General features: G+C 68.4%; 21 protein-coding genes. 8 read left to right on the top strand and 13 right to left on the bottom strand.

The window, feature by feature from the left end:
* Nucleotides 1–127 precede the first annotated feature (127 nt).
* The 5 genes from ACFQ6S_RS06955 to ACFQ6S_RS06935 all read right to left on the bottom strand — a co-directional run bounded on the left by ACFQ6S_RS06955 (nucleotide 128) and on the right by ACFQ6S_RS06935 (nucleotide 3123).
* Complete coding sequence (locus ACFQ6S_RS06955) at nucleotides 128–814, bottom strand: flavodoxin (RefSeq protein WP_383404591.1); 687 nt, start codon at nucleotides 812–814, stop codon at nucleotides 128–130.
* On the bottom strand, nucleotides 811–1662 hold the full coding sequence (locus ACFQ6S_RS06950; protein WP_383404589.1) for an aldo/keto reductase: 852 nt from the start codon (nucleotides 1660–1662) through the stop codon (nucleotides 811–813). The genes ACFQ6S_RS06955 and ACFQ6S_RS06950 overlap by 4 nt, the downstream gene beginning before the upstream one ends.
* Before the next feature lie 60 nt (nucleotides 1663–1722).
* Nucleotides 1723–1851 (bottom strand): hypothetical protein, encoded by a 129-nt coding sequence (locus ACFQ6S_RS06945; protein WP_383404587.1) that lies wholly within the window; start codon nucleotides 1849–1851, stop codon nucleotides 1723–1725.
* An 80-nt stretch (nucleotides 1852–1931) separates the two neighbouring features.
* Nucleotides 1932–2099 carry a hypothetical protein gene (locus tag ACFQ6S_RS06940; protein WP_383404585.1) on the bottom strand — a complete coding sequence of 56 codons (168 nt, stop codon included), beginning with the start codon at nucleotides 2097–2099 and terminating at the stop codon, nucleotides 1932–1934.
* Nucleotides 2100–2145: 46 nt separating this feature from the next.
* The gene (locus ACFQ6S_RS06935) at nucleotides 2146–3123 is read right to left on the bottom strand and encodes an aldo/keto reductase (RefSeq protein ID WP_383404583.1); all 978 of its coding nucleotides are present in this window, start codon (nucleotides 3121–3123) and stop codon (nucleotides 2146–2148) included.
* Nucleotides 3124–3341: 218 nt separating this feature from the next.
* On the opposite strand from ACFQ6S_RS06935, the gene ACFQ6S_RS06930 reads away from it, so the two are divergent.
* Both ACFQ6S_RS06930 and ACFQ6S_RS06925 read left to right on the top strand, forming a co-directional pair.
* Entirely contained in the window at nucleotides 3342–4250 is a 909-nt protein-coding gene (locus ACFQ6S_RS06930; protein ID WP_383404581.1) for a helix-turn-helix transcriptional regulator, read from the top strand.
* Nucleotides 4251–4465: 215 nt separating this feature from the next.
* On the top strand, nucleotides 4466–5917 hold the full coding sequence (locus ACFQ6S_RS06925) for an amidase (protein WP_383406461.1): 1452 nt from the start codon (nucleotides 4466–4468) through the stop codon (nucleotides 5915–5917).
* Nucleotides 5918–6206: 289 nt separating this feature from the next.
* On the opposite strand, the gene ACFQ6S_RS06920 is transcribed toward ACFQ6S_RS06925, so the two are convergent.
* Nucleotides 6207–6749 carry a DUF1707 domain-containing protein gene (locus ACFQ6S_RS06920; protein ID WP_383404579.1) on the bottom strand — a complete coding sequence of 181 codons (543 nt, stop codon included), beginning with the start codon at nucleotides 6747–6749 and terminating at the stop codon, nucleotides 6207–6209.
* Nucleotides 6750–6946: 197 nt separating this feature from the next.
* Entirely contained in the window at nucleotides 6947–7252 is a 306-nt protein-coding gene (locus tag ACFQ6S_RS06915; protein WP_383404578.1) for a hypothetical protein, read from the bottom strand.
* A gap of 596 nt (nucleotides 7253–7848) precedes the next feature.
* Between ACFQ6S_RS06915 and ACFQ6S_RS06910 the strand changes: the two genes are divergently transcribed.
* On the top strand, nucleotides 7849–8295 hold the full coding sequence (locus ACFQ6S_RS06910; protein ID WP_383404576.1) for a ricin-type beta-trefoil lectin domain protein: 447 nt from the start codon (nucleotides 7849–7851) through the stop codon (nucleotides 8293–8295).
* Nucleotides 8296–8784: 489 nt separating this feature from the next.
* Here ACFQ6S_RS06910 and ACFQ6S_RS06905 read toward each other — a convergent pair whose 3' ends face one another.
* Complete coding sequence (locus ACFQ6S_RS06905) at nucleotides 8785–9429, bottom strand: dihydrofolate reductase family protein (protein WP_383404574.1); 645 nt, start codon at nucleotides 9427–9429, stop codon at nucleotides 8785–8787.
* A gap of 331 nt (nucleotides 9430–9760) precedes the next feature.
* Between ACFQ6S_RS06905 and ACFQ6S_RS06900 the strand changes: the two genes are divergently transcribed.
* On the top strand, nucleotides 9761–10159 hold the full coding sequence (locus tag ACFQ6S_RS06900; RefSeq protein ID WP_383404572.1) for a nuclear transport factor 2 family protein: 399 nt from the start codon (nucleotides 9761–9763) through the stop codon (nucleotides 10157–10159).
* Nucleotides 10160–10826: 667 nt separating this feature from the next.
* On the opposite strand, the gene ACFQ6S_RS06895 is transcribed toward ACFQ6S_RS06900, so the two are convergent.
* Nucleotides 10827–12203, bottom strand: coding sequence for a cytochrome P450 (locus ACFQ6S_RS06895; protein ID WP_383404570.1), 1377 nt, complete (start codon nucleotides 12201–12203; stop codon nucleotides 10827–10829).
* Nucleotides 12204–12660: 457 nt separating this feature from the next.
* Nucleotides 12661–13092 (bottom strand): hypothetical protein, encoded by a 432-nt coding sequence (locus ACFQ6S_RS06890; RefSeq protein WP_383404568.1) that lies wholly within the window; start codon nucleotides 13090–13092, stop codon nucleotides 12661–12663.
* Nucleotides 13093–13710: 618 nt separating this feature from the next.
* Here ACFQ6S_RS06890 and ACFQ6S_RS06885 point away from each other — a divergent pair.
* The 3 genes from ACFQ6S_RS06885 (at nucleotide 13711) to ACFQ6S_RS06875 (ending at nucleotide 16952) form a co-directional block, all read left to right on the top strand.
* Nucleotides 13711–14715: an STAS domain-containing protein gene (locus tag ACFQ6S_RS06885; RefSeq protein WP_383404566.1), complete on the top strand. Its 1005-nt coding sequence runs from the start codon at nucleotides 13711–13713 to the stop codon at nucleotides 14713–14715.
* A 534-nt stretch (nucleotides 14716–15249) separates the two neighbouring features.
* A complete protein-coding gene (locus ACFQ6S_RS06880) occupies nucleotides 15250–15618 on the top strand; it encodes an STAS domain-containing protein (protein WP_383404564.1) in 369 nt (122 codons plus the stop codon).
* 566 nt (nucleotides 15619–16184) lie between these two features.
* The gene (locus tag ACFQ6S_RS06875) at nucleotides 16185–16952 is read left to right on the top strand and encodes a GAF domain-containing protein (protein ID WP_383404562.1); all 768 of its coding nucleotides are present in this window, start codon (nucleotides 16185–16187) and stop codon (nucleotides 16950–16952) included.
* Nucleotides 16953–16970: 18 nt separating this feature from the next.
* Here ACFQ6S_RS06875 and ACFQ6S_RS06870 read toward each other — a convergent pair whose 3' ends face one another.
* Nucleotides 16971–17483: a DUF5994 family protein gene (locus ACFQ6S_RS06870; RefSeq protein ID WP_383404560.1), complete on the bottom strand. Its 513-nt coding sequence runs from the start codon at nucleotides 17481–17483 to the stop codon at nucleotides 16971–16973.
* Nucleotides 17484–17663: 180 nt separating this feature from the next.
* Between ACFQ6S_RS06870 and ACFQ6S_RS06865 the strand changes: the two genes are divergently transcribed.
* A complete protein-coding gene (locus tag ACFQ6S_RS06865; RefSeq protein WP_383404558.1) occupies nucleotides 17664–17915 on the top strand; it encodes a hypothetical protein in 252 nt (83 codons plus the stop codon).
* A 354-nt stretch (nucleotides 17916–18269) separates the two neighbouring features.
* Here the strand turns inward: ACFQ6S_RS06865 and ACFQ6S_RS06860 are convergent, their stop codons facing one another.
* Nucleotides 18270–18668 carry a DUF5994 family protein gene (locus ACFQ6S_RS06860; protein ID WP_383404556.1) on the bottom strand — a complete coding sequence of 133 codons (399 nt, stop codon included), beginning with the start codon at nucleotides 18666–18668 and terminating at the stop codon, nucleotides 18270–18272.
* Between the two features lie 59 nt (nucleotides 18669–18727).
* Nucleotides 18728–19069 (bottom strand): hypothetical protein, encoded by a 342-nt coding sequence (locus ACFQ6S_RS06855; RefSeq protein ID WP_383404554.1) that lies wholly within the window; start codon nucleotides 19067–19069, stop codon nucleotides 18728–18730.
* Between the last annotated feature and the right edge of the window lie 750 nt (nucleotides 19070–19819).

Here is a 19819-nt window from a genome sequence, read left to right as displayed (position 1 = left end):
GGATCGAGGCGACGGTTAGCTTCCGCGGACAAGGTGGCACGGCCGAACACAGGTCATGGGGATCCGCGGCAGGGGCACGGTCACACTGCACCAGACCCATGTCGATGGTGCGGGCCGCGCCACGTCGTCACGAGCGGGTGAGCCCCAGATCGCGCAGCCAGGTCGTGACGTCGGTGTCGGCGTCAGCGACTTCCTCGCCGCGAACCGCGAGACCCTGGGCGATCGTCGCGCCGCGGCAGGAGCGCGCGTAGTCGCGTGCGGTCGTGCCCAGGCCGCTCATGGCGTGCGTGGTAAACGGGACGACGGTCTTGCTGCGGAAGTCGAGCTGTTCGGTGAACGTGGTCATGATCATGGGTGCCCGGACGTTCCAGATGGGGCTGCCGAGGAGAACGGTGTCGTAGCCGTCGAGTGAAGGCCGTCGGCCCTTGATGGTCGGGCGCGCGTCATCGTTCTGTTCACGGACGTTGCGTCGGACGGTCTCGTCGTAGTTCCGCGGGTAGGGATCGGCGGCCTCGATGCGGTGTACGTCGCACCGGATGAAACTGCTGATCTTGCGCGCCAGGACCTCCGTGTTGCCGACCTGCAAAGTGGTGCGTCCGCCGTAGTAGTAGTTCTCGCCCGGACGCGAGAAGTAGGCCAGCAGCACCCTCCTCCTGCCCGGGGTCGTCGCGGACGACCCTGGGAATGTCGTCTGACGCTCGCCCTCCTGGCCCGCAGGCGAGGAACAGTCCGCGAGGTGGGCTCCGGTCATGGCGCCGAGTCCCGTCATCATGGTGGCTCGCAGGAGGGCGCGTCGTCCCGGTACCGCGGTCATGCGTCGAGGCGGCGCTTGGCGAGCCAGGTGACGATCTCCGGGTCGCGGTGGTCGAAGAAGAGCGAGCTGCCGGAGTCCAGGGTGGCGATCCGCGCCATCTGCTCGTCGGTGAGCTCGAAGTCGAAGACGTCGATGTTCTCCGCCATGCGTTCGGGTCGCACGGACTTGGGGATCGCGATCACGCTACGCTGAGTGAGCCAGCGCAGGACCACCTGCGCCACCGACTTGCCGTACTCCTTGCCGATCTCGGCCAGCAGCGGGTTGGTGAACAGGTCACCCTTGCCCTCGGCGAAGCCGCCCCAGGACTGGATCTGCACTCCGCGCTCGTGCATCAGGGCCTGGTAGTCGGCGCGCTGGAAGAACGGGTGAGTCTCGACCTGGTTGACCGCAGGTGCGATCTCGTTATTGACGATCAAGTCGATCAGACGGTCGGGGTAGAAGTTGGCGACACCGATCGCCTTGGCCAAGCCCTCGCGGTTCAACGCCTCCATGGCGCGCCACTGGCCGTAGACGTCGCCGTAGGGCTGGTGCATCAGGTACAGGTCCAGGTAGTCCAGCTGCAGCTTGTTCAGGGACGTCTCGAACGCGCGGCGGGTGTTCTCCTCGGCCGGGGCGTCCTGGACCCACAGCTTGGTGGTGACGAACAGGTTCTGGCGGCCGATGCCGCTGGCCTTGATGGCACGGCCGACGGCTTCCTCATTGCCGTACGCGGCGGCGGTGTCGAGCAGGCGGTAGCCGGCGGCCAGTGCGTCGGAGACGGCGCGCTCGGTGTCATCGGCAGGGATCTGGTAGACGCCGAAGCCGAGGAGCGGCATTTCGATGCCGTTGTTGAGGGTGATGGTCTGCATGAGCGGGATGTCCTTCGCAGGGTGCGGGCGGGGGAGAGGGAGGGGGAGAGGGGTTGGGATTCAGGGGCGGATGACGGTCTTGGGGACCTCGCAGTCGGCCATGCCGGTAGGCGCCCGGTGTCTGATCGAGAGGAAGGTCTGATCGAAGACGCGGCGAGGGGCGGTGGTGCCCTCCAGGACGTCAGGCACGATCCGCTCGGCTCCCAGCTACCGTTCTTCAGGCCGGTCACGACCGCGCCGGTCCCTTCGACGATGCGAGGAGCTCGTGCTCATGGGTCGCGGCCGGTGTCGGGTATCGACTGCTCGGGCCACAGGTCGTTGCCGCACGCGCACGCGGCCAGGGTGCGGACAACAGCGTCCATCGGCTTGACGATCTTGAGGTCGGGCCGGTCTTCGATGCGGACGTCTCTGGCTTCGTACATCACTGCTGCACGCATAGGAGGTATTACTCCCAACGCGGGTCGGGCCGAGCGGCGAGAAGGGTCAGCGTTCGAGCATCTGGGCCTGGGCCTCGGTGTGGGTGTCTCCGGCGGCGGGCGGCAGAGCGCTGAGCCCGTCGAGCTGCGCGCCGGTCAGCGTGACGGCGTTGGCGGCGGTGTTCTCCTCGACGCGGCTGACCCGCTTGGTGCCGGGGATCGGGGCGATGTCGTCGCCCTGGGCGAGCAGCCAGGCCAACGCCACCTGCGCGGGTGTGGCCCCGACCTCGGCGGCCAGGGCCTGCACCTCGTCGGCGATCGCGAGGTTGCGCTGGAAGTTCTCACCGGAAAAGCGCGGATTGTCACGCCGGAAGTCGGAAGCGTCGAACTGATCGGTGGAACGGACGGTGCCCGTCAGAAAGCCGCGCCCGAGCGGGGAGAAAGGCACCATGCCGATGTGCAGCTCCCGCAGGACGGGCAGGACACGCTCCTCAATGCCGCGGGTCCACAGCGAGTACTCCGATTGCACCGCAGTGACCGGCTGGACGGCGTGCGCACGCCGGATCGTGTCCGGGCCGGCCTCCGAGAGCCCGAAGGAGCGCACCTTGCCCTCGGCGATCAGCTCACCGACGGCGCCGGCCGTCTCCTCGATCGGCGTGTTCCGATCAACCCGGTGCTGGTAGTACAGGTCGATGTGATCGGTGCCCAGTCGCATCAGGGATCCCTCGACTGCGCTGCGGATGTTGGCCGGGCTGGAGTCCAGGTTCCATGGGCCGTCGCCGGCGTGGGAGACCAGTCCGAACTTCGTGGCCAGCACCACCTGCTCCCGGCGCCCCTTCAGCGCCCGGCCCAGCAGCTCTTCGTTGGTGTACGGGCCGTAGATCTCGGCGGTATCGATCAGCGTGACACCCAGCTCCAGTGCCCGGTGCACGGTCCTGATCGACTCCGCCTCATCGGTACCGGAGCCGGTGTAGCCGTGGGACATGCCCATCGCGCCGAGGCCGATCCGGGAAACCTCCAGGTCACGTAGCTTGATGTAGCGCATTTCGCCCTCTCAGCATCGTGGTGCTGCCCGACACCCTCACTCTCGGCCGGCCGGCAGGTCGTGCCTGCGGCCGCCGGCGGCGGAAGCCGGGGTACCGGCGTCTTGCTCATTCACCTTCGCCTGGATTGCGTCGGTGCGGCAGGGCGGGTTCTTCAGGGGTAATGACAGGGCCCCCCTCTCACCTGCACGGCAGGTAGTGAGCGGGTGAGACTGGAGACATGGCATCCGAGAGCGCGAGCAGCGAGGGCGCCGAGCTGGGCCGCTACCTGCGCGCCCGCCGCACCCAGACCAGCCCTGAACATGTCGGCCTCACCGTCGGCGCCGGCATCCGTCGCACCCCCGGGCTGCGCCGCGAGGAGCTGGCCACCCTCGCCGGCATCAGCATCGACTACTACGTGCGCCTCGAGCGCGGCAAGGAGACCCGGCCCAGCACCGCCGTTCTCGACTCGCTCGCCCGCGCCCTGCACATGGACGACCAGGAGCACCAGCACCTACGCGAACTCGCCGCCCGCGCCGCCCGCTACACCCCCGAGCCGCCGCCCGCTCCCAGCCGCACGGTGGGACCCCACCTCAAGCTGTTGCTCGAATCGCTGCGCCCGAACCCGGCGTACGTCATCAGCCGCAGCATGGACATGCTTGCCTGGAACCCCAGCGGCCTCGCCCTCTACGCGGGCCTGGACGACTGGCCGGTCAAGCACCGCAACCTGGCCCGCTACCTCTTTCTGCACCCCACAGCCCGCGAACTCTTTGAAGACTGGGACCGGCAGATCACCGCCTGCGTCGCCCGCCTGCGCGCCACCGCCGGCACCGCCCCGGACGCCCCCGACCTCACCAACCTCGTCGGCGAACTCCTCCTCAAAAGCCCCGACTTCGCCGGTCTCTGGGAGCGCTACGAGGTGACCGGGCGCAAGCCCGCGCACAAGACGTTCCACCACCCCCAGGTCGGCACGCTCACCCTCACATCCCAGTCCCTGCACGTGGAGGGCACCCCTGGCCAGCGCATCGGCGTCTACACCGCCGAACCCGGCGGCCCCGACCACGATGCTCTGCTCCTGCTCGACATGACCGCACCACGATCGGCGCAACGCCCGTCGCCCGCCCCCAAGTCCACCGGTCAGCAGACGTAAACCGGTACTTCCGGATCGAAGGCGGATCCACGGCATGCGCCCACGCCTGGACTATGCATGAGCCGTGAGACCGACCCCACACCCAATGGGGGTCTCAAATCGCAGGCCCGCGCGCACCGCGGCGGCAGATGTGTGGCCGGAAGTATTGAGCCATCCAACCCGTTGTGCAAATCGGCATTTCATGGCCCCTTCCAGTGGCCGATACGGTCGTATTCATGGACTGGAATTTCCCGACTGCCGAAGAACTCGTGGCTGCTTTGCGTGCCGGTGAAGTGAGCTCGGCGGAACTGACCGACGAGGCGATCACCCGTATCGAGCGGGACGACAAGGCGATCAACGCGATCTGTGTGCCGGACTTCGACCGTGCACGGGCCGCCGCGCGCAGCGCGGACGAGGCACGCGCCCGCGGTGAGGACCGGCCACTGCTCGGCGTTCCGGTGACGGTCAAGGAGTCCTACAACATCGCCGGACTGCCCACGAATTGGGGCATGCCGCTCCACCGGAACTACATGCCGGCCGAGGACGCGGTGCAGGTGTCGCGGCTCAAGGCCGCAGGCGCGGTGGTGCTCGGCAAGACCAATGTGCCCTTCGGACTGCAGGATGTGCAGAGCTTCAACGAGATCTACGGCACCACCAACAACCCGTGGAATCACGGTCGCACGGCGGGGGGATCCTCCGGCGGCTCGGCGGCGGCCCTGGCAGCCGGATTCGGCGCGCTTTCCATCGGCTCCGACCTCGCCGGTTCGTTGCGCACCCCCGCACATTTCTGCGGTGTCTACGCACACAAGCCGACGCTCGGGCTGGCGCCGAACCGCGGCATGGTCCCGCCGACCGTGCCGGCCTTGCCGGTCGACGTTGACCTCGCCGTCGTCGGTCCGATGGCGCGCACTGCCCGCGACCTCGCGCTCCTGCTGGACGTCATGGCCGGACCGGACCCGCTGACCCAAGGTTTGGCGTACGACTTGACGTTGCCGCCCGCGCGCCACGAGCGGCTGCTCGACTTCCGAGTGCTGGTCCTCGACGACCATCCGCTCATTCCGACCGGGTCCGCTGTGCGGGCGGGCGTGAACCGGGTGGCCGACGCGCTGGTCGACGGCGGTGCCCGCGTCGAGCGGCACAGTCCGCTGCTGCCCGATCTGACCGAAGCCGCGATGCTCTACACGCAGTTGCTGTTTTCGAGCTCTGTAGCACGCTTTCCCATCGAAGCGTACGAGCAGTTGCAGACCCGCGCCGCCGGACTGAGGGCAGACGACCAGAGTCTCGATGCGGCGCGGCTGCGCGGCATGGTGCTCAGCCACCGCGACTGGATCGAGGCGAACGGCCGTCGCGAGCTCCACCGCCACGGCTGGCGGCAGCTCTTCGCCGAGTTCGACGCCGTGGTGTGTCCCATCACGCCCACACCCGCGTTCCCACATGACCACAACCCCGATCCGAGGGAACGCCGGATCGACATCGACGGCGTCGAGTACCCGTACTTCGACCAGCTCGTCTGGGCCGGCGTGGCCACCATGCCCGGTCTTCCCGCCACCGCCATACCGGCGGGCCGGTCGTCCGAGGGTCTGCCAGTGGGAGTGCAAGTCATCGGTCCGATGTTCGAGGACCGCACCCCGCTGCGGCTGGCCGAACTGCTCGAGCAGAGGATCGGCGGCTTCCAGGCGCCGAAGTAGGGCGTATCAGCTGGGTGTCTCGGATCTGAATGCACATCAGCCGCACATGCGTGCCCTTGCGTGAGACTTCCTGATCGGAGCGCTCGGACCACTGGGACAGATCACCATCGACAATTCCGACCATCCCAACTACACCGTCTGGGCCTGGGCGAGAAACGTATGCGGGGGTGCGGCCGTCCTCTCAGGATCGCAGCCTGAGCCAACTGGCGACGGGTGGGCGCCGCCGCACCAGCAGTCGAGCGGGGATGAAGAAGTGACGGACAGGTGCTCCTACTGCCCGGATGGGGCCTCAACGCCGCGCGTGGCGGATCTTCAACCGCCCGTACCCCATGGTCCCGGAGATCCGGATCGTCGGCCCGCCGGAGGGGGAGCGCCGTAGGGGCTTGTAGTGCGTGTCCTTCCACCCGGCGTGCAGATCCTCGAACTCGACGGTCGCGTCGCGAGGCACCGTGATCTTTGCCCTGCCGGTGCCGAGTTGCAACTCGATGTCGACCACCGGATACTCGATGACCGCCCGGGACAAGTCCAGGTGCACCCTTCCGAATGCGGATGCGACCTTGAGTTGCCGAGGTACTCGCCATGCCCCGCGCCGCCGGATCCGTCCACCGGCGGCGGCAATCGTGGACGTGGTGCCCGCATTCTCCGGCGGGAGCGAGGCCAGAGGTGACATGACCTCGCTGCGCGTCCTGGCGGTGAGCACCTGATGGAGGCGTTCGTCCAACTCCTCGTGCGAGATGAGCCCTTCGGCGTACGCCTCCTGCAGGCGCTGTACCGCCGTGTCGCGGTCATCATCGCGGATCAGCGAAGACGGGTCTTCCGGCAGAGAGGTCACCGTCTCACTCTAGTGCCGTGCCGACGATGCGAACACGCCAAGGTCCATAGCGGGCAAGGCAATTGACGGAGAGATCAGCCGCTCGTCTTCATGGCCTTGATCGCTCACCCTGGCGAACCCATGCGATCGTACGTAGCACTGGTCGCCGTGCTCAAAGATTCCCGGTGGGGGCTTTGAAGGAAGGTTCCGCGAGCGAATCAAACGTAGAGAAAACCCTGGCCGTCGCCCGACGTTCTGATCCCCATGGCCTTCAGTGATTTGTCGCTCTCGTGGCGTTGCTCGAACGCTTGAAGTGCTGCCAGTCCGACGGGAGGGAGGAGGCCTTTCGCGTCGTCAGTGACTCTTGCGAGAGACGTGCCGATCAGGGTCGTGCTGTCATTGGCGGCAGCGAGTACGAAGAGGTTGTCCCGAGGGTCATCAAGATGCCCTTCTGCCAGGGCAATAGCAATGATCCCGCGCCGCAGGACGTCGACGGACCTTGTCCGAACCGCTACCGATGCCATGCGCTGCCCGTACGCACTCAGAACCGCAGCGGCTCGACGGTCCAATCCGTCGATCAGAGCCTCTCTCGTGGAGGCCGGCCCCGCAATGTATGCGGTGACCACAGCTTCGACATCAGCATCCAGCGGGTGCGGGATCTCAACTCTCAAATACCCGTTGAAACGCTTGTCCCGTAACCGGGAGCTGCTGACGGTGGCCCTATCTGGCTTCCTGATATGTCGGTGGGACAAGTCAGTCCCTTTCCATCTGTCGCCGTCCTGAAGGAGCTGCTGAACTTACTGGGCGAACATTGGGCCCGGGCACCGCGGCCGTACGGGTCACTATGCCTGGACTGCGCGTCTTGGGGTGTGTGCAGACTCGCTTTCCGGCCACCGGCGGACCAGTGGGCGGACCGGAGGACAAGGCGAGGCGGACGATGCTGATAGCCGGGCAATCGGACATGACGTAATGGACGAGCGCTGGGGGAGGCGCTGGTGATTCCGGTAGCGGAGGCGGTCCGGTGTTTGGGGAGTAGCTGTGGAGGTGTCCTCACTCCAGATTCATCGAGCACACCTCTCGGTATGGTCTCGGCGGAACTGCGCCGAGCAGAGGGGGACTTGTGATTCTGAAAAGGCTGGCCGCAGTGGGGGCCGTGGTTGGGCTTTCGCTGGGTCTGGGCAGTGCACCGGCGAGCGCGACACCGCGCACCACAGGTTTCCAGAATCAGGCCACGGACAAGCCATGCTTGGACTTCCGGGCCGACTACGGCCCGTATGTCTTCAATTGCAATGGCACCGACTACCAAAAGTGGCACTGGAACGACGACGAGGAGTACAGCGCGCTGCGGCAGGTGGCCACCAGGCTGTGTCTCACGCTGCGCAACGATCAACTGACCATGAAGCCCTGTGCCGCTGCTGACGATGCGGCACTGTGGCAGATCGACGAGACGGACCCTCGGCTGATCAGGAACATGGTCAGCCGCAAGTGCCTCGCGCGGACGGCCAACGATCGTGTCTCCACCGCGGTGTGCACCGGAGGGAACTCCCAACGCTGGACGATCCGGTAGACCCTGGAAGGGGAGGCGCGGGAGTTGCCTTGATGTGTCGACTGTTGCTCCAGTACGACACGTTGGTTGGCCGTTCAGCCGGGCCGCGGTCTCGCAGCATCCGAGGCGGCGAGTTCGGATGCCGTACAAGGACCACAGCGTCACCCCCCGAGCCCCAGACGGGACTTGAGTCGTCAACGGGAGGCTTTCGTCCTGCGGGTCACAGCCGGACGGTGCCCGGATGACGGCGTCCGCGCCTGCGCACTCTCCTCCCGGCCAGCCTGCGTCTTGGTCATCGGACATGGCCAGGGCGGCACCCGAAACGGGGCCGCCACAGTGTGAAGAGTCCTGGTTACGTAGCCGCGGACGTTGCCGTCCGGGTAGCCCTGTTCCTTGTTTTCTTCCGGCAGATTCCAGGCGTTGGTGTAGCCCTCCTGCCAGCGCTGGTCGAGGCGTGCCTTTGCCGCCGGCGAAGTTGCCCGTCCAGATGGGTCCGGCCTACTGAATGCTTCAGGTTGTGGCCGTCTCGTACTGCGGGCGATCGGTGGTGCGGTAGGTCTGGATCGTCAGCCCCTTCGGGGTCGACCGCAGGTCAACCAGCTCGAGTCCCATGTCCGAGCCGGTGGCGGGGAAGAGCCGCGTGCCCTGGCCGACGATCACGGGGTAGGTGAGCAGCACGATCTCGTCGACCAGCCGGTGGTTGAGCAGCCAGCGAATCAGGGTGCCACTGCCCCATACCTGCATCTCACCACTCGGCTCGGCCCTCAGCCTGCCGATGGCGTCCGCGATGTCACCGGACAGGACCGTCGTGCCCGTCCATTGCGGGTCGGTGAGCGTGGTCGAGGCGACGTACTTGGGCCGAGTGTTCAACGCCTCGCCGACGGGGTTTCCCTGATCCATGCCGACTCCCCAGGAGCCGGCGAAGATCTCGTAGGTCCGCCGACCGAACAGGAACGCGTCCGCGCGCTGGAAGGTCTGGCTGATGAACGTCGAGGCCTCGTCGTCGAGAAGTGGCGGGGCCCATCCGAAGCGGTCGAATCCGCCAGTGCCATCCTCGTCCGGCGCGCCGGCTTCGCGCCCGGTCCCTGCGTCAATCCGTCGATGTCCCTGAGTCACTCCGTCGACGGAGACGTTCGTGACGGTCGTCAGTTTCATGGTCTCAGTTCCCTTCGCGCTGGGGCCGTCGGTCGGTGCGACCGGACCGCGACGCCGATCTCATCGGTGGATCTACCTCGATCCGCTCGGCAACAGCCGCACGCTACTGCCGCAGGTTCGCGCGAGGTCGCAGGTGGAGTGCACCGAAGGGTGCGAGGACACGTGACCTGGAGGAGCGGCGAGCGACGGCCGGACCCGGCGCGCGAGGCAGGGCGGGTGACTCCCGGACTCAAAACTCCTGGGCTCGCCGATCTCACGAAGGACCAGCTCAGACCCGTGGCACGGCTGGAGACCAGCTGAAGGCGAGCATGGAATGGTGCATGGTGAAGATATGACCGATCGCGATGATTTCCTGGCGTGGGTCGAGACCGCCCTGTACGAGGCGGAGCTTGCGCTGCACAACGGCGATTCGACCCTCCGCCGGGCGCTCTGGTCGCGCAACGAGCCCGTGAGTGTCCTGGGTGCGTGGCGCAACGCCTACGGTCAGCAGGAGCTCGACATGCTCTTTGCCGCCCTCGGGAGGAGCTTTTCCGACTGCACGTCGTACGTGTTCGAGCTGCAGGCGTACGACGTTGTGGGAGACATGGCCTATACGGCTGGTCTCGAACACACCTCCGCTTCCGTCGACGGAGAACCGCGCACTTACACGTTGCGAGCCACTCAGGTGTACCGCCGCGAGGACGGCGCGTGGAAGGTGGCCCATCGTCATGCCGACGCAGTGACCGAGTGAGGGCGACCTATGAGTGGGTGTGTCCGTCCCGGCCTTCGTGGCGCCTGTCTGAGGCGCTTCCGCCGCCCCAGCCCTTGTCTCGTTCCTGAGTGATGTCATGCCCGGCTGAAAGACCGAGTAGGCGCCAAGCAGTCCACCGACCCGGACTCGTCCGGCCGAATCGATGCCTCTTCATTCTCGTGTACGGCCTTGGCGCCGGAGCGAATTAGAGCGCTGTCGGGCAGGCCCGCAGCTGGGGTGGGCGCGGGTGGGACAGCGTCCGCGCAAGGGCGCCGCAGCGGGTGAGGCTCCCGCTGATCATGTCCCAGCAGTGAGGATCGGAAGGCAGCACAACGCGCACCCCGCGTCGGCTTCGGCCCGGACCTGTACGCCCGGGCCCGTGCGTCGACGACGGATGCGATTCCCCCTGAGCTGTTCGCACGGTGAGCCGTCAGGAGCCGCGCAGCGAGCACCTTGCCTACGCGGCTCCCTCATGACCAGAGGCCCGGACAGGGGCTTGGGCCCGTCCCGGCGTCCGTGGCCCGGATCGACCGGGCACTTGCCCCCCGCCGAGCCGCGGCTTGCGACCGTGAGCCAGTGACGGGTGCGTTCTTCCACACGTGGCAGAGGAGGGCATGGGTGGGCCCCCTGGGGATGGCCGACTGTCGGTGGGTGCTGTCTTCTTGGCTCAATCCGCCCTTTGCCCCAGCCCATGACGGGGTTCCATCGTCATGAGCATCTTCCCGGGGCGGACGGTGACCCGGGCGACGGGGCGCACGGTCTGACCGGGGGCGAGCGTGAAGCGTGCCTGTCGCAGGATCGTTGCCAGGCCGGTAACCAGTTCCAGCATCGCGAAGCGGTCGCCGATGCACCTGTGTTTGCCGGCGCCCCACGGCAGGAGTGCTCCTGGCGGGGGTTTTGTCGTGCCGTCCAGCCATCGGTCGGGGTCGAACCGTAGCGGGTCGGGATACAGGTCCGGGTCGCGGTGCAGGGCGTGCTGGCAGTAGGCCAGGTTCGTGCCGGCGGGCAGCGTCCACGGTCCGAGTTTGGTCTCGGTCAGGGTGCGGCGTGTCAGGAGGAAGCCCGTGACGTGGAGTCGGAGCACTTCCTTGATCACCCGGTCGAGGATGGGGAGCTGGCTGGCGTCGGCGAAGGTCACCGGCCGGTCGCCGAGCACTGTCTCCAGCTCGTTGAGCACGTCAGCTTCGATGTGGGGATGCCGGGCGAGCTCGTAGAGCACCCAGGCCATGATGGTGGCGGTATTCTCCTGCCCGGCCAGGACCAACGTCAGGACCTCGTTGCAGATCTGTTCATCCGTCAGCTGGTGACCGGTCTGCTCGTCCTGCACGGTCATCAGCACGGACAGCATGTCGCGGCCGTCGAGGTCGTGTTCGGTGGCGCGTAGGTCCGAGACCGCTGCGGAGATGGTTGCTCGGATGTCGGCACGGGCTTTGTCGAATCGCGTGTTGAGGGGGATCGGCAGGCGCTTGGCCCAGCCTGGCAGCATGAGGCGCAGGCCGATGCTGTCCATCACCGTGGACATGTTCTGGCGTAGCCGGCGGAAGGCTTGCGCGTCGAGGCGGTCGGAGAAGATCGTCTGCATGAGCATGTCGAGCGAGAGACGGATCATGGTCTCGCGTACGTCCATGCGCTGGCCGGGCTCCCAGGTGTCGAGCTCGGTCTCAGTCGCGGCACGCATGATGTCGACGTAGCGCCCTAGCTCGGGGCGCGCGAAGGCCGGGTACATCTGGCGCCGCCTGGCGCTGTGTTCGTCTCCCGCAATGGTGACTACGGAGTCGCCCAGCAGCACCCGCATCTCGTCGAAGAAGGCTCCCTTGTCGAGGGTGCTGGCGATGGGGTCGGTGAGCATCGCGCGAATCAGGGCGGGGTCCTGGACGACCAGTGTGCGGGTGCCTGGCTGGAGCCTGATTTCCACCATGTCGCCGTATCGCTGACGCAGCGACGCGATGAAGGGGAGGGGGTCAGGCATGAGCTGGAAGAGGTGACCGAACAGCGGGACCGATCCCGTCGCCCGGGGTATGGGGGGAGGCTCTACTAGCGTCACAACGCGTCCCTTCTGGGTGAACAGGCGCCAGAATGACTTCCCTTCGGCCACTACTCGGCAATCACTCGGCCCGCGTGTCGTCCGCCACGCCGGAGACGGGGCTGTCGGAGAGGGGAGACGCGACGCCGGCGTCAGCGAAGCGAGGTTCGCCAGCAGTTGCCCACCGCAAACCACTCGTCCACTTCGTCAGCACGGCTACTAAGGAAGACCGGCTGAGAGTGGTAGCGGTGCAGCTGGCCATCGGTCGGCTCAGGCATGATCGGGAACGCGGTGGATACTTTACGGATCCGGTGGGCGGTCTCGTTGGCCGGAGCGTGGGGCGGGCAGCTTGGCCGCGCGCCGGTAGTCGTCCTCGTTGACCTCCCGCATGTCCTTGTCGACGGCCACGACGTCACCTCCGGAAAATGCGATGGCCCGGCCACCGGGCATGGCGGCCGGCCGGCCGGTCGAGGGTGGTTCAACAGCTCTCGTCGTCCTTGACCGCGAAAAGGGTCACGAGTGTGTCCGTGGGGTGTGTGCCGGGCGCGGGCTCCTGACTGCACACGGTCCAGTTGCGGTCCATGATCTGCAAGCGGTTCTGGCCGCTGGCGTCCTGATCATCGAGGACGTAGAACCCGGCGGCCTGCGCCCCGTCCTGGGCGGCCTGGAGGTCCTGGCCAACGAGGTCGGGCAGTGTCGCTGTCGCCGACTCTGCCTCGGCGGTGCTGGCATCGCTGGCCGGCGCGTCCGTGTCGGTCAGGGTGCTGTCGGTGTCCTGTTTCGTCCGGCCGCTGGTGTCCTGCTCGGCGGTGTCCGGCTTGCTGGAGCTGGTGTCGTTGGTGCCTTCGCAGGCGGTGAGCGCCAGCAGGGCTGCGGCGGCCAGTCCGGCCGCGACGGTACGCGTGTGCATGGTGTGCCCCCGGGGATGTTCCGTTGGACGGGGGAGCATCATGCGCTGCGTGTGAGAGAAACGGAGACGGAGCGACGTTCCTGTCGCACGAACGAGTGCCGGGTAGAACAAAGACCCGCGCTGTGGCGGGGCCTACCGGTGGCGGGGCACGGAAACCACCTCTGACCTGCTACGCATAGCCTGAGTCGGCTTCGGTCGAGTCAGGCGCTGCTTCACGTTCGGCCCGTTGCGTGTGCGATGCGTGAGCGGGGAGCGTGCGTACCTACAGCGGGCTGCGTGGGGTCCACGCTCGGCGGGTACCCGTCGAGCGCGGAGCCAGGCAGTGTGCCCCACGGGTGGGCCGTCTGCCCAGGATGTCGCCCTGAGCCCTCGGCAGGCGGTGCGCTCGGTTCGGATGAGCCCGCCCGATACTGCGGGTCGAGGCCGTCGGCGGCGTACCGTGGAGGTACCGAGGAGATCGCGCATTCCGGCCGTCCTGCCGGATCGTCCTCGGCGCGAGACGAACCCCGGGTCGCCCGAGCGGACGGTGCGGAGATGGGTCGGCACCATGTACGCCGCGACCACCGCAAATCCGCGCCCTTCCCCGGTCGTTGTGACTCCCTGCCGAGAGGCGGGGTGATGGCCGTGCGGCGGCTGGACATCCACCGGCGTGACAAGGGAGAGCGGGCCCTGGTCACGCTCCTGGGTGAGGTGGGGCCCGCCACGGCGCCCCTGCTGCGGGCCGCGCTGGAGCAGTGCCTGCGCGACGGCATGACCGTCATCAACGTCGATCTCACCACCGTCGGCTCCTGCGACGCCAAGGGCCTGGACGTGTTCCTGACGGCGTCACGACATGCCGAGCGGGTGCACGCCGCGCTGCGGCTGCACCATCCGTGCGCGCAGATCACCCGGCTCCTTGCAGTCACCGGCTCCGCTCCCCAGCTCCTCGCGGCCCCGGCCCATCCGGTGCCACCCGCACTGTTCCATGACCTGCTGGACACATCGGCGCCGGTTGCGTCGGCCGGAGGGACCCATGCGCCCGGTGGCCGCACAGACGCGCCGGTGGTCAAGGACGGGATCCGTCTGCGCCGGCTGACTCGCTGGCAGGCGGAGGGGATGAGCGAGGACATCGCCGACCTGGCAGTGGAACCCGTCGCGGGCTCCTCCGGACAGGCGCACCGAGAGCGGGTCGACTTCCTGTGGCGGCTTGCCGTCAGTGCACGACGGCCCGGGTTCGCGTTGTTGCTCGCCGAGACGACGGTGCTGGTGGGATGTGCCTTCGGATTTCCGGTGAGCCCCGAGGGCAGGTCCGAGCGAGGGCTGCAGGAGTGCATCGGGCGGCTCGTCGGCGGTACCGGGTTCCTGCTCCTCACTCAAGTCGTGGCGCAGCACCAGAGCCAACACCGCGACATCGGCCGCCGCTTGCAGCAGCGTCTGCTGGCCGATCGGCACGCCGCATTCGGGGTCGCCCTGCTTCATCCGGCCGACCGGGCCGCACAAGCCGCCTACGAGTCGTGGGGCTGGCGGAACCACGGACAGTTGGTCGGGCTGCCCGGACAGGGTGCCCCGTGCGTGCTGACCCTGTCCCGGGCGAGCGGACCTCCGGTGCCTGCGCCTCGGGCCACCGGGCGGGGCCGGACGTAGCCCGGGAGTGATGATCCCCCGCCCCCATTTCGAGTCCAGTACGGCGGTCGGTGAGGGGAGTTCCGCCCCGAGATCGCGATTGCGGGACTACCAGGCGCCGTCCTCAGAGCGTGTGCGGAATCGACGGGAACCAGCGACAGGTGGACCGTGGACGAGGAGGAGAGGCGGACTGGATATCGGCCTCGAGTGTCGGCGACGAGGAGATGGTCGCCGTCATGACCCGGACCGTGCCATGGGCCGCCAGCAACCGACCTGGCCCAACCAATCGCCGTCCACTCGATACACGGTCCAGCCGCCGACGACTCCACTGCGGTGATCGCTGGAACTCCTCACAACACGGCTGGACTTGGGCGACCCGCAGGGACCTATGACAATCCCGCCAATAACCGGCGAAGGGGCCCGCTTTCTCTCTCCCAGCAGTAGGTTGGTCGTACGGCCGCCCGTGACCCCGGCCCTCTCCGTGAAGTCCGTTCCGCGCAACAGAGGCCCTGCGCAAGGCGAAAGCCACCCCAGTGACGGAGGAGATGGGCACACATGGGCCCGTACCCCAATCTGTTCGACGAGTGCCGCGTGGTCCGGACCGGTGGCGAACTGGACCTGACGACCGCGCCGGCCTTCGCGCGTGACCTGGAGGACGCCCGCCACGGCACGGGTCGGCTGTTCCTGATCGTCGACCTGAGCGGTGTGACGTTCATGGACGGCAGCGTCCTGGACCCGTTGTGCGCGGCGTGGCGCGACTGCCGCGGGCGGGGCGGATGGGTGCGCGTGGTCCGCACCCGGCGAGGATCGAATCTGGTGTTCCGGGCCGCGAGTCTGCTGGAGCGGTTCCCGCAGTACGCCAGCGCCCAGGACGCCTGGCAGGACGTACTCGTGGACCGTGCGGCGGCGGACCGGTCCGCGTAATGCATGGCGGAAGCAGGGCAGCGCCGCGGTGACCGGTGATCAGCGACGCGTGCTGGGTGCCGCGGACGTCGGGTTGTCGCTGTTGCTGGAGGAAGGCCGGATGGCCGAGCCGCTGTGGTGCCACCCAGGGCTGAGCGTGCGGTTCGAGGAGATGCGGTTCGCGCTCGGCGAGGGGCCCGGGCCGGATGCGGTCCGCACCGGGGCGCCCGTCTCGGAGCCGGACCTGGACCGGCTATGGCCCTGCCTGGGTCGGCGCTGCTGCCGGTCGCGCGTGAGCTGGGTGTACACGGTTGTGCTGCTTCCCCCCTCGGCATCAGGGCCATCCGGATCGGCGTACTGCGTGCCGTGCGACCGGAACCGGCCTATGGGCGAGCAGCCGTACACGGACGCCACCGCCGTGTCCAGCTGGGCGCCTGCTGCGTCCGCGTGCCCACGCATACGGCAGTGCGCGCCCCCTCGGCGAGGGCGCGGCGGACGTGGTCGCCCGCAGGCCGCGCTTCGACGCCCTTCGACGACGCCTTCGACGACGATGGGAGCGGGCCGTATTCGCCCGACGGTCGAAAGGGATGATCGGCATGGCCCGCGAACGACGTCTGTCCGAGATCTTCGTCGAGGTGGCGGACTCCCTCGTCGAGGACTTCGACGTCATCGATCTGCTGCAGCGGCTGTCCGCGCGCTGCGTCGAGCTGCTGGACGTCTCGGCCGCCGGGATCCTGCTCGCGGACGCACACGGTGAACTGCAGATCATCGCCGCCTCCGACGAGCACACGCGTCTACTGGAACTCTTCGCGCTACAGCACGACCAGGGCCCGTGTGTGGAGTGCTACCGCACCGGCACCGCGCGGGCGAACATCGACCTGACCCGGCCGGAAACCACCGCCTGCTGGCCGCGGTTCGCCGTCCGGGCCCGCGAGACGGGGTACGTGACCACGCAGGCCATCCCACTGCGCCTGCGCAACCGGATCGTCGGCGCCCTCAACCTCTTCCAGACGACGTCGCACCACCTCGGCGACGACGACATCGCGCTCGCCCAGGCGCTTGCCGACGTGGCCACGATCGCGATCCTCCAGCAGCGCACCCTGGCACAGTCGCAAGTCGAGAACAGCCAGCTGGAGACCGCGCTGATCAACCGTCTCCTCATCGAGCAGGCCAAGGGCCTCCTGGCGGAACGCTGGAACACCTCCGTCGACGACGCGTTCGAGATGTTCCGGTCGTACGCCCGCGCCCGTCACCTGCGCCTGTCGGACCTCGCCACACAGATCATCTCGGGCGCCTTCGACACCACCGCCATCCCGGCGCCCAGGGTGATCCCGCACGAGGACCGCCGCAGCTGACCACCGCAGCCTCACGGGCTATTCGCGGCGCGCCGGTGGGCCTTCCGAGGCGCCCGGATCCCTTCGGGCGGTGCCGGTGTCGACCAGGATCTGTTCGGCCTGCGACACGCTGCCGGCGCGGACGGCCTCGGCCATGGCCGCACGCGCGGCGTCGGGCGCGGCGTGCGGCGGGACCACGAGGAGCGAGAACAGATCCTGCTCGCCCCGGGTGATGAGGACGGTGTCGTCGCCGACCGGAGAGGAGTCGATGTGCACGACGCGGTCCTCGATGGTTATCCGCGTCGGCAGCTCTTCCCAGGCGTCGGCGTCCAGGCCGACGCGGGTGACGGGCCCGAGGTGTTCGGTCAGTGCGGTGATCAGGTTGGGAAGCTCGGTGGCGATGTCGCGGGAACGCGGCCACCATGCCCCGTCCAGCACTCCCTGCCGGTCGTGCGTCGTCTCCAGCCGTACGACAGCTGTCCCGGGCTGTACGGCCTGGTGGACGGCGTCCGGCAAGAGCCTGGTCACACGAGGGGAGCCACGGTCGGACATCGCACTCGCCTGCCTGCCGGGAACGAGGAAACCGAGTGGCTTCCTCATTTCACGGTACCCCCCGGCCGACGGCGATAGGGGAGTCGTCCGCCGGTCACTCGCGGAGGGCTGTGGGGTACGCCGGAGTAGAGTGAGAGATCCGGCCCGTCCCATACCGAGGCATCGAACTCCGAGGTCGCCATGCAGTCCACGGAAGCACTCTCGGACGGGCACGCCGAGGTCCGCATCCTCGCCGCCTCACCCGAGGTCGCCCGTCGGGTCGCGGAGGTTCTCCGCCGTTGCTTCGCCGCCACCGAGCAGCGAAGCTACCCAGCGGGCGCCGACGGAGGAACCCGCCTCGACCTCACCGTGGACACCACCCGCGCGGCAGAGCCCGCACGGTCGTGGCTGGAGACGAGCCGGTCCGCGGACGACGGCGGCGGGCGACTGTGAGCCGGGCTCGGAGAACGGTCCGCCCGACCCTCTCCGGGAGTGGCCTGAAGTCATCGGAAGTACCTCGCGCACCGGCCCCACTGGCAGTGGCGTTCCCGGCGAGTGACGACACCGGGCGTCTACGCTCGCGCAGGGGTGGCCCGGAGACAGGTTTGCCTGATCTCGGCGACCACGTGTCCCGTACCCCGCTACGGGCCGTTCCCTTCAGGGCCCCGACCGCGCGGCTCGCCAGCCCGCCCTGGCCGGCAGTGCCCCGCTGATCCTGGTCGTCACCGCGACACGCCTGGTCCATCGGGTCGAGGCGCGCCCGCCACGCACCGCCCGGCTCGACCGGACGATACGTGACGGCTCGCCTCACGCCTGACGTTCCGCCGCGGCCGCCATGAGCGGTTCCGCGGCCTCCTCGGTGGTATCCGGTGGCACGACCAGCAGGTCCCAGCGCCCCTGGCCGGGCGCGAGCAGGATGATGGTGTGCGCGGCGGATGCCGTGAGAGTCCTGTGCAGCCGTACGACCTGGTTGGAGACGAGCATCCGGCCTGGCACCGCGGACCAGGTCGCCCCGTTCACCGTGACGCTGGTGATGTGGCCCCACATGCGCGGCAACCCGGCGAGCAGCCGGGGGAGTTCGGCTAGCAGGTCGTACGAACGGGGCCACCACGCTCCGTCGATGGGCCGGGGCATGCCGCCGGGAGGAGCCAGGCGCAGACGGAGGAGGGGATGGGAGGGAAGCGGGGGTTGGAGTGCGGTGGTCATTGGGGCTCCTGCCAACTGCCTTACGGAGGTGGGTGGTCGGTGTCAGGTGCGGCGGGCGGTCAGGCGGGCCGGAGTCGACCGGTGCAGGTCGTGCACCCAGCCGAGCGTTCGAGGATGCGGATGACGGCGGCCGACGGGTCGATCTGGCCGCGGTCGACACCCTGGCGGGCGCTGGCGGGGAGCAGCCTCTCGCCGTACGAGAGCAGGGCGAGGGGCCACACCTTGGTGGCCGCTCGTGGCGCGGGGGTGCGGAACGCGCGCTCACCGATCGTCTGGCGGAGGGAGTGCACGCTCCAGGCGACGTGGTGGAGCGGCGTGATGCGCACAAGTCCCGCACACAGCAGGGCGGTCAGCGCGTGCACCCATGTGCCGCCGATGAGCCGGCCCGCAGGGACGGGCAAGTCGAGGGGGAGGACGCACAGAGTCGGGAAACCCGGGCTACGGCGGGGATGTCGCGGTCGGCCGGCAGGTCGGGAGCGTATCTGTCGGCGGGTGTGCGGTCGTTGCGGACCATCCGGCTGACGCGTGCGTGCAGCATCCCGCGAGACTGGCCGCGCAGATGGGTGCCGTAGTGATACGGGGAGTGCGGGTCGCCGGGCCGATCCGTGAGGGCGGGGCGGGGGCGGTGGGTGGTGACCCAGCCGATGACATCGCCGTGGAAACGCATCGAACCGGCCACCGCGAGCGCTGTCCGCAAGGGTCGGACGGCCCGGTAGCCGCCGTGGGTGAGACGGCTGTGGAAGCCGAGAGCGACGGCGAGACTCGTGATCGTGTAGAAGACGAGCGCCAGGATGATGTCTGCGGGATGGACGCTGCCTCACAGCAGCCGACCGAGCAGGCCGAGCGCTACGGACGACAGGACGACGATCGCCGCCGTCACCGCCGTGACCGCCATCGTTCGGTTGCCGGCCCGTCCGGCGGGAAGGGGGACGTGCCGTCGTAGCCCTGGGATGGCGGGACGGTGTGCGACGGTGCGACTGTCGTGGACGTGGTGGACTGAGCGACATACGGGGCTCCTCGGCCTGGAATGCGGATAGCGCGGCGGGCCGGGCTCACGGGCTGCCCCGGTGAGGATGGGTGGCGTGCTGCGGAAGGAAGTGGTCCGGTGGACCCGAGCACGAGGCGAGGGTATGGGCCGGTCCGAATTCCGG

The organism is Streptomyces sp. NPDC056479, assembly GCF_042795335.1.
In the GTDB taxonomy this organism is placed as follows: Bacteria; Actinomycetota; Actinomycetes; order Streptomycetales; family Streptomycetaceae; genus Streptomyces.
This window is presented reverse-complemented; position numbering and strand designations above follow the sequence as displayed.

Coding starts and splice junctions, on each gene's coding strand:
- ACFQ6S_RS06955 (WP_383404591.1), bottom strand. CDS start 814: ATGACCGCGGTACCGGGACGACGCGCCCTCCTGCGAGCCACCATGATG.
- ACFQ6S_RS06950 (WP_383404589.1), bottom strand. CDS start 1,662: ATGCAGACCATCACCCTCAACAACGGCATCGAAATGCCGCTCCTCGGC.
- ACFQ6S_RS06940 (WP_383404585.1), bottom strand. CDS start 2,099: ATGCGTGCAGCAGTGATGTACGAAGCCAGAGACGTCCGCATCGAAGAC.
- ACFQ6S_RS06935 (WP_383404583.1), bottom strand. CDS start 3,123: ATGCGCTACATCAAGCTACGTGACCTGGAGGTTTCCCGGATCGGCCTC.
- ACFQ6S_RS06930 (WP_383404581.1), top strand. CDS start 3,342: ATGGCATCCGAGAGCGCGAGCAGCGAGGGCGCCGAGCTGGGCCGCTAC.
- ACFQ6S_RS06925 (WP_383406461.1), top strand. CDS start 4,466: ATGGACTGGAATTTCCCGACTGCCGAAGAACTCGTGGCTGCTTTGCGT.
- ACFQ6S_RS06915 (WP_383404578.1), bottom strand. CDS start 7,252: ATGGCATCGGTAGCGGTTCGGACAAGGTCCGTCGACGTCCTGCGGCGC.
- ACFQ6S_RS06905 (WP_383404574.1), bottom strand. CDS start 9,429: ATGAAACTGACGACCGTCACGAACGTCTCCGTCGACGGAGTGACTCAG.
- ACFQ6S_RS06900 (WP_383404572.1), top strand. CDS start 9,761: ATGACCGATCGCGATGATTTCCTGGCGTGGGTCGAGACCGCCCTGTAC.
- ACFQ6S_RS06890 (WP_383404568.1), bottom strand. CDS start 13,092: ATGCACACGCGTACCGTCGCGGCCGGACTGGCCGCCGCAGCCCTGCTG.
- ACFQ6S_RS06885 (WP_383404566.1), top strand. CDS start 13,711: ATGGCCGTGCGGCGGCTGGACATCCACCGGCGTGACAAGGGAGAGCGG.
- ACFQ6S_RS06880 (WP_383404564.1), top strand. CDS start 15,250: ATGGGCCCGTACCCCAATCTGTTCGACGAGTGCCGCGTGGTCCGGACC.
- ACFQ6S_RS06875 (WP_383404562.1), top strand. CDS start 16,185: ATGATCGGCATGGCCCGCGAACGACGTCTGTCCGAGATCTTCGTCGAG.
- ACFQ6S_RS06870 (WP_383404560.1), bottom strand. CDS start 17,483: ATGTCCGACCGTGGCTCCCCTCGTGTGACCAGGCTCTTGCCGGACGCC.
- ACFQ6S_RS06865 (WP_383404558.1), top strand. CDS start 17,664: ATGCAGTCCACGGAAGCACTCTCGGACGGGCACGCCGAGGTCCGCATC.
- ACFQ6S_RS06860 (WP_383404556.1), bottom strand. CDS start 18,668: ATGACCACCGCACTCCAACCCCCGCTTCCCTCCCATCCCCTCCTCCGT.